This is a genomic window from Kineococcus sp. AC630, from assembly GCF_979255925.1.
In genome coordinates this window covers 22220-36595 of record NZ_CEEDMJ010000022.1, presented here as the reverse complement: position 1 = coordinate 36595, position 14376 = coordinate 22220, and the positions used below count along the sequence as shown (strand labels likewise).

Sequence of the window (14376 nt, the reverse complement as noted above, 5' to 3'; positions counted from 1 at the left end):
CGCAGCGACACCGGCCGCAAGGATCCCGCCAGGGTCAGGGGGCGAACGTGTGCCGGTAGGCCGTCGGGGAGGTCCCGAGGACCCGCCGGAAGTGCAGCCGCAGGTTCGCGCCGCTGCCCAGCCCGACGCGGTCGGCGATCTGCTCGACGCCGAGGTCGCTGCGTTCCAGCAGTTCCCGGGCCGCGTCGATCCGCGCCCGCAGCACCCACTGCATCGGGGTGTACCCGGTGCCCTCCAGGAACCGGCGCGAGAACGTCCGGGCCGACACCCGCGCGTGACGGGCCAGCGCCTCCAGCGTCAGCGGTTGCTCGAGGTGGCGCAGCACCCACTCCCGGGTGCCGGCGTAGAGGTCGTCGACCGGTTCCGGGACGCTGCGCGGGACGTACTGGGCCTGGCCGCCGCTGCGGTAGGGCGCGGTGACGAGGCGACGGGCGGTGTGGTTCGACAACCCGACGCCGTGGTCGCGCCGGACCAGGTGCAGGCACAGGTCGAGCCCGGACGCCGCGCCGGCGGAGGTGAGGACGCTGCCCTCGTCGACGAAGAGGACGTTCTCGTCGACCCGGACCGCGGGGTGGCGCTGCGCGAGGGCCCGTGCGTAGTGCCAGTGCGTCGTCGCGCGCAGGCCGTCCAGCAACCCGGTGGCGGCCAGGGCGAAGGCGCCGGTGGAGATCGCGGCGAGGCGGGCACCGCGGGCGTGCGCGGCCCGCAACGCCTCGACCACCTCGGGGGCGGGACGGGTCGTCGCGGGGTCGCGGTAGCCGGGGACGAACACGGTGTCGGCCTCCTGCAGCGCCTCCAGACCCTCCGCGACCTGGTAGGCCAGCCCGTCGCCACCGCGGACGGCGCCCGGCCGCGCGCCGCAGACGCGGACCTCGTAGGGCATGCTCGGCCGCCGCGAGAAGACCTGGGCGGGGATCCCGACGTCCAGGGGTTTCGCGCCGTCCAGCACCAGGACGGCCACCCGGTGCGCTCCGCCCGTCCCCGCCACGGGTCGACGGTAGCTTGGGGGGGTGGACGTCGACGCCTTCCGAGCGGTGCACGAGCACGAGTGGACGCGGTTGCGCCGCCTCGTCGGGCAGCGCCACCTCAACGGCCAGGAGGCCGACGAACTCGTCGTGCTCTACCAGCGGACGGCGACCCACCTCTCCTCGTTGCGCTCCGCGCAGTCGGAGCCGGTGCTCCTCGACGAGCTCTCCACCGTGCTGGTCCGGGCGCGGGCGCGCCTCACGGGATCGCGCTACACGGCCTGGCGCCAGGTCGTGCACTTCACGACGCGGGGACTGCCCGCGGCGTTGTGGCGGGTGCGCTGGTGGACGTCCGGTGCGGCCGCGTTCACGATCCTGCTCGCCGTCGTCTCGGGGGTCTGGATGGCCGGGAACCCCGCCGCCCAGGCGAGCCTGTTCGGCTCCGACGAGAACGTCCGCCAGCTGGTGAACTCCGACTTCTCGGGCTACTACTCCGAGTACGGGCACGCGTCCTTCGCCGGGAGGGTCTGGACGAACAACGCCGTCGTCGCCGCGACCTGCGTCGCGCTGGGCATCACCGGGGTCTTCGTCGTGGTCGCGTTGACCCAGAACGCCGTGAACGTGGGGCTGCAGGGCGGCCTGCTCATCGAGAACGGCCGCGGTGAGCTGTTCTTCGGGTTGATCCTGCCGCACGGTCTGCTCGAGCTGACCGCGGTGTTCGTGGCCGCCGGCGCGGGGATGAAGCTGTTCTGGGCGTGGGTCTCTCCCGGTGCCCGCACCCGCTCGCAGTCGTTGGCCACCGAGGGCCGGGCGATGATGGGCATCGCCCTCGGCCTGGTGTTCGTCCTGTTCGTGTCGGGACTCATCGAGGGTTTCGTCACCCCCTCGGGCCTGCCGACGTGGGCGCGGATCGGCGTCGGGGCGCTGGCCGAGGTCGCGTTCCTCACCTACGTCCTCGTCCTGGGCCGGCCCGCGGCCCGGGCGGGGGAGACCGGCGACCTCGAGGAACGCTTCGCCGGCGACACCGCGCCCGTCAGCGCCTGAGCGCCTCGTTGCGGAACTGTCGCGGCGAGGATCCCACCACCCGGCGGAACGCGGTGCTGAACGCGCTCTCGGACTCGTACCCGGTGGCGGACGCGAGTTCCGAGATCGAGCGGGTGCCGCGGCGCAGGGCGTCCCGGGCGAGGCTCATCCGCCACTGGATGAGGTAGTCCAGCGGCGCGTTCCCGACCTGGCGCTTGAACGCGGAGGCGAACGCCGACCGCGACATCAGGCTGATGTCGGCGAGCTCCGCGAGGGTCCACCGGTGGGCGACATCGCCGTGCATCGCGCGCAGGGCGGCGCCGATGCCGTCGTCGCGCAACGCCCCGAGCCACCCGGCGGGACGGGTCGTCGCCTCGGCGTGGGCTCGCAGCATGTGCACGAAGACGATCTGGGCGAGGTGGTCGAGCACCAGCGAACCGCCGACGCCCCGGGTGTCCATCTCGGCCACCAGGAGGGCGCTCAGGTGGGCGAGCGCGCCGCCCCGCGGATCCCCGGCCCGGACCAGCACCACCGGCGGGAGGACGTCGAGCAGGACGCCGGCGTTGTCGTCGTCGAAGCCGAAGTACCCGCCGCAGACGTAGGTGCTCTCCTCCGCCTCGGGTCCGATCCGCAGCGAGCCCTCCCACGAGGAGGTCGCGTCCTGGGGCGGGGCGTCGAGGTCCCCGGCCAGCCGGTAGCGCGGGGGGTTCCCCAGCAGGTAGAAGTCGCCCTCGTGCAGCTGGACGGGTTCGTGCCCCTCCAGGGCGAGCCAGCAGTCGCCCCGCGCGACGACACCGAGTTCCACGTGAGGGGTCGGTTCGAACTGCACGGCCCACGAACCCGTGGCGTGCAGGCCCGCGTGCCCGACGTCGCGCGGTCGCAGGAGCCCGATCGCCGCGGTGATCGGATCCTGGCCGTCGACGGGCGGCCTGGACGATGTGTAAGGAACAATGGACGCCACGTCATGGATCGTAGCTCCGGTGTCGTCCAGGATCGACGTCATGACCACTCCGCAGCAGACCGCGCTCGTCACGGGCGCCAACAAGGGCATCGGGTTCGAGACGGCTCGCCAGCTCGCCCGACAGGGTTTCGCCGTCTGGATCGGCGCGCGGGACCAGGCCCGCGGTGAGGCCGCCGAGAAGGAGCTCTCGGACGCGGGCGACGTCCGCTTCGTGAGCCTCGACGTGACCGACGACGACAGCGTCGCGGCGGCGGCGCGGCGCATCGAGCAGGAGACCGGGCTCGACGTGCTGGTGAACAACGCCGGCGTCGCCTTCGCCGAGGTCGACGGGCGTCCCAGCACCGTTCCGCTGGACGTGCTGCAGCGCACCTTCGACGTCAACGTCCACGGCGCTCTGCGGGTGACGCAGGCGTTCCTGCCGCTGGTGCGGCGCTCGCCGGCCGGGCGCATCGTGAACGTCAGCAGCACGCTGGGTTCGACCGGGACCGTCGTCCACCCGGCGAACCCGTTCGGCCAGGTTCCCTCCTTCGCCTACCCCGCGTCCAAGGCCGCGCTCAACGCGCTCACCGGCTGGCTGGCCGTCGAACTCCGGGACACCGCCGTCAAGGTCAACTCGGTGTGCCCGGGGTTCAACGCCACCGACATGAACGACGGGCCGGGAACCGTCGGGGCGCAGCACCCCGCCGAGGGGGCGAAGGTCGTCGTGCACGCCGCGACCCTCCCGGCAGACGGGCCGACCGGGAGCTTCCTCGACGTCAACGGCGTGGTGCCCTGGTGACCCTCAGCCGCTGCCCAGCAGGCTGCGGGTGAGCGACTCCGCGTCGGAGAGCAGTTCGTCCAGCGCCGCCCGCACGTCCTCGTCGCGGACGTCGTGACCGGCCTCGGCCCCGAACAGGACCGCGCGGCGCAGCAGTTCCTTCGCGAAGCTCGCCGTGACCCCGGCGGTCCGGGCGGCGGCGTCGCGCAGGACCTCCTCCGACACCCCGAGCCCGCGGGCGTAGAGGCGGAACAGCTCCAGGCGGGCGGTCTCGTCCGGCAGCGGGACCTCCACGGCCAGGTCGACCCGGCCCGGGCGTTGCGCCAGCGCCCGTTCCAGCAGGTCCGCCCGGTTCGTCGTGAGCAGGAACGCGACGTCGGCGTCGCCGTCGAGGCCGTCCATCGCGTCCAGCAGCTCGAAGAGCAGCGGCCGCTCGCCGGGGGAGTGGCCGCGGTCCTCGGCGACGAGGTCGCAGTCCTCGAGCACGACGATCGCGGGCTGCATCGCGCGGGCCAGGTGCGCGGCCAGCGTCACGAAACCCAGGGTCTGACCGGCGAGCAGGACGACCGTCGTCCCCTGCGCGCGGGCCACGAGGTGGCGCACGGTGAGCGTCTTGCCGGTTCCGGGCGGGCCGTAGAGCAGGATCCCGCGCTTGAGGTGCTGGCCGGCCCGGGCCAGCTGCTCGGCGTGGGCGCCCACCCCGACGACGTGACGCGCGATGCGTTCCAGCGCACCGTCGGGGAGCACGACGTCGCCGGCCCCCACGGTGGGACGGTGGACGAAGGTGATCCCGGAGTTGTTGTGCTCGTAGGGCGACCCGGAGAACGACAGCACCTGACCGCGCAGGACGCTGTGCTCGATCATCAGCCGGCGGACCTCGGTGATGAACTCCGGGACGAGGCCCTCCTCGGGGCAGGCGACCTCGAACCCCGCCGGGTGCCCGCTGTGCCGTTGCGCCGAGCGCTGCAGCACCGCGACGGGCCGCCCGTCGAAGTGCAGCATCCGCACCCCGAACGCGACGACGCGCCGGGTGCTGTCCGGGCCGGTGGGCAGGTTCACCCGGTCCACGGCACCGGTGCCGAACCGGCCGAAGACCCCGGACAGGAAGTCGGAGAACCCCTGGTGGTTGCGCTGGTCGCCACCGCCGATGCCGACGACCTCCTCCCCGCCGCCGCGTTCCGCCAGCAGCGTCAGGGCGATGTCGAGGTCGACGTACTGGTGCTCGGGGACCTCCTCGCGCACCACCGGGACCTGCTGGGCGGGGACGCCCAGGAAGGCGCCCACCACGTCCCCGACGGAGGGTCGGGACTCGTCCGCGTCGACCTGCTGGGAGTGCACGACGTCGTCCAGGAACTTCCGGATCGACCGGGCCAGGTCACGGGTCTCTGCGTCCATGCCCTGATCGTGTCGGGGGGCTCGGACACTGCGCCACCGACTTCCGGAAACCGGTCAGGTCCACCCGCGAACGGTCCGGGTGGACGCGGTTCGTGAGCAGCACCCGACACGTTCCCCGCACCGGGTCCAGGAGCAGCGACGTCCCGGTGAACCCCGTGTGGCCCAGGTGGTCCGGGGTCGGCATCCAGCTCGGGTCACCCACCCGCAGACCCTCCCCGGAGCTCATCCGCCGCCACGACCCCTCCGAGAGCAGGGTCCGGTCGAGCAGCCCCCGGCCCAGGGCGTGCACCTCCTCGGCGGTGCCGAACAGCCCGGCGTTGCCGGCCGGGCGCTGCAACGAGGCCGCGAACTCGTCGTGCACGACACCCCGCGGGGTACCCGTCTCGGTGGCCGGGACGGGCTCCGCCACCGGCCCGAAGAGCGGCCCGCTCAGTCCCAGGGGGTGCGTGACGAACTCCTCGAGCAGGGAGTCCAGCCCCTGCCCGGTGGCCTCCTCGGCCAGGTGCCCGGCGGTGACGTAGCCGACGCAGGAGTAGCGGAACTCCGCCCCCGGCGCCGACTCCAGCGGCGCGTCCAGGGCCCGCTGCAACCGCTGCGCCGGTCGCAGGTCGGTGCGGCGCCACACGTCGGAGACCGCGGGCAGACCCGAGGTGTGGGCGAGCAGTTGCCCGATCGTGAAACCCCGCTCGGTGGGGCGGTCGAGGTCCAGGGCACCGACCTCGGCCAGGGAGTGCACGACGGTGGCGGTGAAGACCTTGGTCAGCGAGGCCAGGTCGAAGCGGGTGGCCGCGGTGACCGGGGTCGGGTCGTCGTGCGCCAGGGTTCCCGCCACCGCCCGCTCCACGGGAGCGCCGGGGGCCGAGGACACCGCGCTCGCGCCGGAGAACAACCGGTCGCGGAGACCGGCGGCGAGGGCGGCGCTGAGCTCCACGTCGCGATCCTCCCACCCCCGACCCGTGATCCCGCGGGAAATCCCCGCGGGATCAGGGGTCGAGGGTGGTGGGGCGGGACCAGGTGTCCCACAACCGCGCGTAGCGACCGCCGAGTTCGAGCAGTTCGGCGTGGCTGCCCAGCTCGGTCACCTGCCCGCGTTCCACGACGGCGATGGCGTCGCACACCGCCGCCTGGGACAGCCGGTGCGCGACGACCAGCGCCGTCCGCCCCGCCACGACCGCCACCGCGGACTGCTCCAGGTCCCGCGCACCCGCGCTGCCCGCCTCGGCGGTGGCCTCGTCCAGCACCACGACGGGCGGGTCGCGCAGCACGATCCGGGCCAGGGCCAGCTGCTGCTGCCGGGCGGGGGACAGGGGGAGCTCCCCCGGCCCGACCCGCGTGCCCAGCCCGTCGGGCAGCGCCTCGACCCAGTCCTGCGCGCCGACCACGGCCAGCGCCCGGTGCAGGTCGGCGTCCGTGGCGTCGGGGCGGGCCAGCGTGAGGTCCTCGCGCAGCGTGCCGGTGAAGACGTGGGACTCCTGGGCGATGACCCCGATCCGCTCCCGGACCGCGACGGCGTCCAGTTCGTCGAGGTCGGCGGCGCCGGACCGGCCCACCAGGGTGATGGTCCCGCCGCTCGCGGGGAACACCCCGCCGACGACCGCGGCGAGCGTCGTCTTGCCGGCCCCGCTCTCGCCGACGACGGCCAGCGAGGTCCCCGCGGGGACGTCGAGGTCGATGCCGCGCAGGACGAGGTCCTCGTCGGCACCGGAGTCGGAGTAGCTGTGCCGGACACCGCGGATGCGCAGCGAGACCGCTTCGCGGGGAGCCCGGGCCAGGGCCGCGGGATCGGCGTCGGGTTCGACGGGCAGGTCGGTGACCCCCACCAGGCGCCCCAGCGCAGCGGCCGCGCGCTGCACGTCGTCGAAGCTCAGCAGCAACGACCCCAACGGCCCGAAGAGCCGGTGGAAGAGCAGGGCCGCGGCCGTCACGTCACCGACGCTGACGTCCCCGCCGCGGACGAGGAGGAACCCCGTGAGCAGCAGGCTGCAGAGCCCGACCGCCTCCGCGCCGTTCATCGAGACCGACAACCGGGCGAAGGTGGCGAGCGCGGCCAGCGACGCGCCGATCGTGCGTTCGGAGGCGACCTCCACCCGGGCGCCCTGCAGCTGCGCCATCTCGTAGGCGTGCACCGTCGAGGCGCCGTGGAAGGACTGCAGGACGACCGTGGAGCGCTGCGCGGCCACGGCCCGTTCCCTCGCGTAGAGCGGTCCGGCCTTCGGGAGGTAGCCGCGCAGGCTCAGCGCGTAGACCGGGAAGACCACGCAGAACGCGAGGGCGAGGCGCCAGTCGAGGGAGACGAAGCCGACGGCGGAGAGCAGGACCGTCAACGCCGAGGCCAGCACCGTCGCGCCGAGCTGGACGGAGGAGGTGAACAGCTCGACGTCCTCGGTGACCCGGGAGGCGACGTCGCCGGAACCGGCGCGTTCCAGGACGCGCGGCGACATCCGCAGCGAGCGCTCCACGACCTGCTCGCGCAGGTCGGCGGCGATGCTCGCGCCGAGGCGCTCGGCGTCGCGACGGGCCAGGGCGGTCACGACCGCGGTGGCGACCGCGGTCACGGACAGCCACACCAGGACGGGCGTGAGCGACGTGCCCGTCCGCACGACGTCGACGGCGCGACCCAGCAGCAGCGGCAGCGCGACCGTCCCGGCACTGGCCAGCGTCGTGGTGACCAGGGCCGCCGCGAGCTCACGGGGGTTGCGTGTGGCCGCGCGGGCCAGCACGGCGGCGCTGCGCCGACCGGTGGCGACGGGCAGGGCGTGCGGGGTGCTCACCGCGCCACCGCGCTCGCGTAGTCGGGGTCGGTGAGCAGCTCGGCGTGGCTGCCGGTGCGGTGCCGGCCGTCGCCGGTCAGCAGCACCACCCGGTCGCAGCGGGCCAGCAGCAGCGGGGACGTCGTGACGAAGACCGTCGTCCCGGTGCCGGCCCGCAACCGGCGGATCCCGGCGGCGACGCGGTCCTCGGTGACGGCGTCGAGGGCCGTCGTGGGGTCGCGCAGGACGAGGACCTCGCGGTCGGCGGCCAGCGCCCGGGCCAGACCGATGCGCTGGCGCTGACCCCCGGAGTAGTTGCCCCCACCGTCGGTGAGCGGGGTGTCGAGGTCGTCGGGGGCGGCCGCGGCGTCCAGCGCGAGCGCCAGGGCGACACCGCGGCCGGCCGGGGCGGGCCCGGAGTCGAGGGCGTCGGCGAGGGTGTCGCCCAGCAGGTGCGTCTGGGCGGGCTCCACCAGTGTGCCCGCCCCCGCGGCGAGCGCGGCCGTCACGGCGTCGGCGGTCGCGGTGTCCGTGGTCACCACCCCGAGGACCTCTCCGGGCACGGTCCGCACGCCCCGTACCGTCGTCGCCGCGGTCGGGGGTGCGGGGGCGCTCGCGGGCACCTCGAGGATCGAGGCGACCCGACGCGCGCTCGCCCGGGACACCGCGAGCTGCTGGACGCACGAGCTGACGTTGCGGACGGGGTCGGCCAGGAAGCTGGCCATGCCCACGACGGTGACGAACTCACCCACGTCGAGGCGACCCTGCTGGACGAACGTCCCGGCGACGGCGGCGGTCGCGACCAGGACCGCGCCGGTGGCCAGGGTGCTGACGCCGACGACGACCGAGGTCCCCGTCGCGGCCTGGACCGCCGCGTCCCGCGAGGTGCGGCTGGCGAGGTGGTAGCGGCGGACGGCCTCGGGGACCCCGCCGAAACCGCGCAGCGGCCGCAGCCCGTTCAGCAGGTCCGCGGCGACGGCGGCGGCCAGACCGGCGCTGCGCTGGCGGGTGTGCATCTGCTTCTCCAGCCGCGGGGCGAGGGCCTGCAGGCCGAGGACCAGGACGGGGACGCAGACCAGGAGCCCCAGGCCCAGGGCGAGGTCGATGCGCAGCAGCACCACGGCCGAGACGAGCATCCCGAAGCAGCCCGCGGTGCCCCAGCTGACCAGGGCGAGGGACTCCGCCGCGTGCCGGGTGTCCGACGTCGCGATCGAGAGGGCCTCCCCGACCTGGCGTTCCCGCAGGACGGCGGGCTCGCGCAGGACGGCGCGGGCCACGGCGGTGCGCAGGAAGTGCGCCTCGGCGAACTCCGCCCGGTCGATCGTCCAGAACGCGAAGGTCCCCGCACTGGTGAGGACCGCGAACAGCGCCAGCACCGCCGCGATCGACACGACGATCGAGCGGGTGTCCCCGGTGCGCACGGCGCCGTCGACGACGGCGCCGATGGCGACCGGGACGAGGGCCTCGCAGGTCTGGTGCAGCATCGAGGACCCGCAGCCGATCGCGGCTGCGCGGGGGTGCCGTCGGAGGACGTCGACGACGGGGCGGGAGGACACGAGGGGTGACGCTAATCCACCCGCACCCGGGGTCACTCCACCTCGGCCGCCGCGCCGGAGAACTGAGCGTCGTGCAACCGCGCGTACGGCCCGCCCGCGTCCACCAGGTCGACGTGGCGACCCTGTTCCACGACCCGACCCGACTCCATGACGAGGATGAGGTCGGCGTCGCGGATCGTCGAGAGCCGGTGTGCGATGACGAGGCTCGTGCGGTCGGCCCGCAACGCCGCCATCGCGTGCTGGACCACGCGTTCGGTGCGGGTGTCCACCGAGGAGGTCGCCTCGTCCAGCACCAGCACGTGGGGTTTCGCCAGGTAGGCCCGGGCGATCGTGATGAGCTGCTTCTCGCCGGCGCTGATGCGTCCCGCGTCGTCGTCCACCAGCGTCTGGAAACCGTCGGGCAGGGTCTGCACGACGGTGTCCACGGAGGCGGCCCGGGCGGCCTCGAGGACGTCCTCCTCGCTCGCCGAGGGACGCGCGTAGGCGATGTTCTCGGCGATCGTGCCCTGGAACAACCAGGTGTCCTGCAGCACGATCGCGGCCCGCGAGCGCAGGTCGGACCGCGACATCGTCGCGACGTCCACCCCGTCGAGCAGGATCCTGCCCGCGTCCAGCTCGTAGTAGCGCAGCAGCAGGTTCACCAGCGTCGTCTTGCCCGCGCCCGTCGGTCCGACGATCGCGACGGTGTGCCCGGGTTCGGCGACGAAGGAGAGGTCCTCGATGAGGGGCTTCTCGGGGGAGTAGCGGAACGACACGTGCTGGAACTCGATGCGGCCCGGGCCGGAGGGCCTCGGCCCGTCCACCGGGTCCGGCGACATCGTCGGGGCGTCGAACAGTTCGAAGACGCGTTCGGCGGAGGCGACCCCGGACTGCAGCATGTTCGCCATCGACCCCAGCTGGGCCAGCGGCTGGGTGAACTGGCGGGAGTACTGCACGAACGCCTGCACGCCGCCGATGGTGAGGGTCCCCCCGGTCACCATCGTGGCGCCGACGACGGCGACGGCGACGTAGACGAGGTTCCCGACGAGCATCGTCGAGGGCATGATCGTCCCGGAGAGGAACTGCGCGCCCGAGCTCGCCGTGTACAGCTCCGCGTTCTTCGCGGCGAAGCGGTCCCGGACCTCCTCGCGGCGCCCGAACGCGGTGACGACGTCGTGGCCGGTGAAGGCCTCCTCGATCTGCGCGTTCAGCTGGCCCGTCTCGCGCCACTGGTTCACGAACAGCGGCTGCGACCGCTTCGCGATGACCACCACGATCCCCAGCGTCAGCGGGATCGCGACCAGGGCGAGCAGCGCGAGCTCCCAGGAGATCGTGAACATCATCGCGACGACGCCGATGACGGTGAGGACCGACACCAGCGCCTGCGACACCGTCTGCTGCAGGCTCTGGGAGATGTTGTCGATGTCGTTGGTGACCCGGCTCAGCAGCTCCCCGCGGGGGGTGGAGTCGACGTGGGAGAGCGGCAACCGGTGGATCGTGGCCTCGACGTCGGCGCGCAGCCGGAACACCGTGCGCTGCACCACGCGGTTCAGCAGGACGCCCTGGACGTAGGCCAGCACCGCGGACCCCACGTAGACGGCCACGGCCTGCAGGACGACGTCGCGCAACCCGTCGCGGTCCAGCGGCTGCCCGCCGAACGCGGTGGCGACGACGAAGTCGGTGGCCCGCCCCAGGAGCTTGGGGCCCGTGACGTTCAGGCCGACGCTCGCCACGGCCAGGACCAGGACGAGGACGAGCCGGGGCAGGTCCGGGCCCATGCGGCGCAGCAACCGCTTCGCCGAGGGGAGGAAGTCCACCGACTTCTGCGGCGGCCCCGCCATCCGCATCGGTCCTCCGCGCCCGCTCACGCGGCCACCTCCAGCTGGGAGCTGACGATCTCCAGGTACGTGGGGCAGGTCTCCAGCAGTTCCCGGTGCCGGCCCCGGCCGACGACCTTCCCCGCCTCCAGGACGACGATCTCGTCGGCGTCGACGATGGTCGAGACCCGTTGCGCCACCACGAGGATGGCCGCGTCGGGCAGGGTCCGCGCCAACGCCGTCCGCAACCGGGCGTCGGTGGCGGTGTCCAGCGCCGAGAACGCGTCGTCGAAGACGTGCACGGCGGGGGACTGCACCAGCATCCGGGCGATGGACAACCGCTGGCGCTGCCCGCCGGAGACGTTCGTCCCGCCCTGGGAGATCGGGGCCTGCAGGGCACCGGTCATCTCCCGCACGAAGTCCGCGGCCTGCGCCGTCGTCAACGCGGCCCACAACTCCTCGTCGGTGGCGTCGGGGCGGCCGAAGCGGAGGTTCGAGGCGACGGTCCCCGCGAAGAGGTAGGGCCGTTGCGGCACCAGGCCGACGCGTCGCCGCAGGTCGACGTCGGAGAGCTCGCGCAGGTCCACCCCGTCGAGCAGGACCGCGCCCGCGGTCACGTCCGCGAGCCGGGTGGCCAGGTTCACGACCGTCGTCTTGCCGGACCCGGTGGAGCCGATCACGGCCGTCGTGCGGCCGGGCAGGACGTCGAAGGTGACCCCGTCCAGGACCGGGCGGTCCGCGCCCGGGTAACTGAACCCGACGTCGCGGAACTCCATCCGTCCGCCCGAGGTGACCTCGACGGGTTTCCCGCTGTCGTGCACGGAGGGGGCGGTCTGCAGGACCTCGCCGATGCGCCCGGCCGACACCGCCGCGCGGGGACCCATCACGGCCAGGAACGTCGTCATCATGACGCCGGTGAGGATCTGCACGAGGTAGGACAGGAACGCGATGAGGGCCCCGACCTGCAGTTCCCCCGACTCCACCCGCGCGGCGCCGAACCAGACGACCGCGGCGCTGGCCAGGTTCACCACCAGCGTGACGAAGGGGAAGACGACGGCGAAGAGCCGCCCGGTCCGCATCGCGACGTCGGTGAGTTCCTCGTTGGCCCGCCCGAAGCGGGCCTGTTCGGCGTCCTCGCGGACGAAGCCCCGGATGACCCGCAACCCCGTCAGCTGTTCGCGCAGCACCCGGTTCACGGTGTCCAGCCGCTTCTGCAGCACCCCGAACAGCGGCCCGAGGCGCACCATGATCACCGCCATCACCGCCACCAGCAGCGGGACCGCCACGACCACCAGCCAGCTCAGCCCGACGTCCTCGCGCAGCGCCATGACGATGCCGCCCACGCAGAGGATCGGCGCCGAGACGATCATCGTGCAGGTCATCAGCACGAGCATCTGCACCTGCTGCACGTCGTTGGTGCCGCGGGTGATGAGCGAGGGGGCACCGAAGCGGCCGACCTCGGCCTTGGAGAAGGACAGGACGTGCTCGAAGACGGCGCCGCGCAGGTCGCGGCCCATGGCCATGGCCGCTCGCGCCCCGCACCACACGGCCGCGATCGTCGCCACCACCTGGACCAGCGTCACCCCGAGCATCAGCAGACCGGTGTGGACGATGTAGCCGGTGTCCCCGGTCGCCACACCCCGGTCGATGATGTCGGCGTTGAGACGGGGCAGGTACAACGAGGCCACGGTCTGCAGGACCTGCAGGACCAGGACCCCGATCAACAGCCCGCGGTGCGGGCGCAGGTGCTCTCGGAGCAGGGGGAACAACACGAGGTTCAGGTCTAGCAGCCGCTGGGCCCGGTGACATCAGACTTTCGTGTCCCCGTCGAACCTGCTGCTAGAGGCGCCCCGCGGCCTTGAGCGCGAGGTAGCGGTCGGCCAGGGCGGGGGCCAGCCCGTCCGGGTCCGCGTGCACGACCTCGACGTCGAGCCGGGTCAGCAACCGGGCCGTGCGGTCGCGTTCGGCCGTGGCGGCCTCCGCGGCGGCGGCGGTGTAGACCGCCTCGGCGTCGGAGCGACCGCGGGCCAGCTGCGCCAGCGCGGGGTCGTCGACCGCGGCGAGGACGACGGTGTGCCGGGTCGCGAGCTGCTCCAGCACCCCGAGCAGCCCCGAGTCCAGGACGGAGGAGTCCAGGGCGGTCAGCAGCACGACGAGCGAGCGTTGGCGGGCCGTGGTCCGGACCTCCGTCGCCACGGCGTCCCAGTCGGCCTCCACGAGCGAGGGTTCGAGCGGGGCGAGCGCCTCCACGAGCGAGGGCAGCAGGTCCCCGCGGGTGCCGCCCCGCACCCGCGCGCGGACGCGGCGGTCGTGCGCGACGAGGTCGACGCGGTCACCGGCCCGGGCGGCGAGCGCCGCGGTCAGCAGGGCCGCCTCGATCTGCGCGTCCAGGCGGACGCTGACCTCGCCGCTCAGCGAGCCCCCCGCGTCCAGGCGGGCCGCGGAGGTGCGGGAGGTGTCGAGCACGAGCAGCACCCGGCGGTCGCGCTCGGGACGCCAGGTGCGCACGACGACGGCCTGCCGGCGCGCGCTGGCGCGCCAGTCGATGGAGCGGACGTCGTCGCCGTCGACGTACTCCCGCAACGAGTCGAACTCCGTGCCCTGACCGCGGTGCTGGACGGCGCTGCGGCCGTCGAGCTCGCGCAGCCGGGCCAGGCGGGACGGCAGGTGCTTGCGGGACGTGAACGGCGGCAGCACCCGCAACCGCCCGGGGACGGGGGTCGAGCGCTGCCGGGCGGCGAGGCCGAGCGGGCCGGCGCAGCGCAGGGTGACCCGGTCGCTGAGGCGGTCCCCGCGTCGGGTGGGGACGAGGACCGTCGTGACGCGGCGGCGTTCCCCGGCGGGGAGGTCCAGGCGGTGCCGAGAGGAACGGGCCCCGGCGGAGGGGACCCAGGCGTCGCGCAGGAGCCCCCGCACCCGCTTGCCGCCGGTGTTGTGCACGAGCAGTTCCGTCTCGCGGGGTTCGCCGAGACGCACCGCGCTCAACGGCGGCCGCTGCACCTGCAGCGAGCGCGGCGACGGCGCGAGGACGACGTCGAGGACGACCAGGACCACGCTGAGGGTGCACCAGAGCCAGACCGCGGCCCACCCCGGCCAGGCCACGACGAGGACCAGCCCCGCGAGGACGAGCAGCACGGCCCGTCCGGTCAGCGCCATGTCAACCCCATGTCACG

Annotated in this window: 11 protein-coding genes; 2 read left to right on the top strand and 9 right to left on the bottom strand. The window is 73.9% G+C overall.

The genetic code is table 11. From position 1 onward, the window contains the following. Positions 1 to 34: 34 nt before the first annotated feature. A complete protein-coding gene (locus tag AC0I8G_RS20720; RefSeq protein ID WP_471731621.1) occupies positions 35 to 988 on the bottom strand; it encodes a GlxA family transcriptional regulator in 954 nt (317 codons plus the stop codon). Positions 989 to 1010: 22 nt separating this feature from the next. On the opposite strand from AC0I8G_RS20720, the gene AC0I8G_RS20715 reads away from it, so the two are divergent. Beyond that, positions 1011 to 2009, top strand: a complete 999-nt coding sequence (locus tag AC0I8G_RS20715; protein WP_471731620.1) for a stage II sporulation protein M — start codon at positions 1011 to 1013, stop codon at positions 2007 to 2009. Here the strand turns inward: AC0I8G_RS20715 and AC0I8G_RS20710 are convergent. Further along, complete coding sequence (locus AC0I8G_RS20710) at positions 1999 to 2949, bottom strand: AraC family transcriptional regulator (protein ID WP_471731619.1); 951 nt, start codon at positions 2947 to 2949, stop codon at positions 1999 to 2001. The genes AC0I8G_RS20715 and AC0I8G_RS20710 overlap by 11 nt on opposite strands. A gap of 40 nt (positions 2950 to 2989) precedes the next feature. Between AC0I8G_RS20710 and AC0I8G_RS20705 the strand changes: the two genes are divergently transcribed. Beyond that, on the top strand, positions 2990 to 3727 hold the full coding sequence (locus tag AC0I8G_RS20705) for an SDR family oxidoreductase (protein WP_471731618.1): 738 nt from the start codon (positions 2990 to 2992) through the stop codon (positions 3725 to 3727). Positions 3728 to 3730: 3 nt separating this feature from the next. On the opposite strand, the gene AC0I8G_RS20700 is transcribed toward AC0I8G_RS20705, so the two are convergent. The 7 genes from AC0I8G_RS20700 to AC0I8G_RS20670 all read right to left on the bottom strand — a co-directional run bounded on the left by AC0I8G_RS20700 (position 3731) and on the right by AC0I8G_RS20670 (position 14359). Continuing rightward, positions 3731 to 5101 (bottom strand): AAA family ATPase, encoded by a 1371-nt coding sequence (locus AC0I8G_RS20700; RefSeq protein ID WP_471731617.1) that lies wholly within the window; start codon positions 5099 to 5101, stop codon positions 3731 to 3733. Then, complete coding sequence (locus tag AC0I8G_RS20695; protein ID WP_471731616.1) at positions 5082 to 6032, bottom strand: serine hydrolase domain-containing protein; 951 nt, start codon at positions 6030 to 6032, stop codon at positions 5082 to 5084. Before AC0I8G_RS20695 ends, AC0I8G_RS20700 begins: the two co-directional genes overlap by 20 nt. 52 nt (positions 6033 to 6084) lie before the next feature. Further along, positions 6085 to 7872 carry an ABC transporter ATP-binding protein gene (locus tag AC0I8G_RS20690; RefSeq protein ID WP_471731615.1) on the bottom strand — a complete coding sequence of 596 codons (1788 nt, stop codon included), beginning with the start codon at positions 7870 to 7872 and terminating at the stop codon, positions 6085 to 6087. Beyond that, positions 7869 to 9407 carry an ABC transporter transmembrane domain-containing protein gene (locus AC0I8G_RS20685; RefSeq protein ID WP_471731614.1) on the bottom strand — a complete coding sequence of 513 codons (1539 nt, stop codon included), beginning with the start codon at positions 9405 to 9407 and terminating at the stop codon, positions 7869 to 7871. The genes AC0I8G_RS20690 and AC0I8G_RS20685 overlap by 4 nt, the downstream gene beginning before the upstream one ends. Before the next feature lie 32 nt (positions 9408 to 9439). Next, complete coding sequence (locus AC0I8G_RS20680; protein ID WP_471731613.1) at positions 9440 to 11254, bottom strand: ABC transporter ATP-binding protein; 1815 nt, start codon at positions 11252 to 11254, stop codon at positions 9440 to 9442. Next, positions 11251 to 12975: an ABC transporter ATP-binding protein gene (locus AC0I8G_RS20675; RefSeq protein WP_471731612.1), complete on the bottom strand. Its 1725-nt coding sequence runs from the start codon at positions 12973 to 12975 to the stop codon at positions 11251 to 11253. The genes AC0I8G_RS20680 and AC0I8G_RS20675 overlap by 4 nt, the downstream gene beginning before the upstream one ends. Positions 12976 to 13042: 67 nt before the next feature. Next, entirely contained in the window at positions 13043 to 14359 is a 1317-nt protein-coding gene (locus AC0I8G_RS20670) for a DUF58 domain-containing protein (protein ID WP_471731611.1), read from the bottom strand. Positions 14360 to 14376 lie beyond the last annotated feature (17 nt).

What these genes read in the sequence shown, in the direction of transcription:
- AC0I8G_RS20700 (WP_471731617.1), bottom strand. Translation starts at nt 5,101, where the DNA reads ATGGACGCAGAGACCCGTGACCTGGCCCGGTCGATCCGGAAGTTCCTG.
- AC0I8G_RS20670 (WP_471731611.1), bottom strand. Translation starts at nt 14,359, where the DNA reads ATGGCGCTGACCGGACGGGCCGTGCTGCTCGTCCTCGCGGGGCTGGTC.
- AC0I8G_RS20705 (WP_471731618.1), top strand. Translation starts at nt 2,990, where the DNA reads ATGACCACTCCGCAGCAGACCGCGCTCGTCACGGGCGCCAACAAGGGC.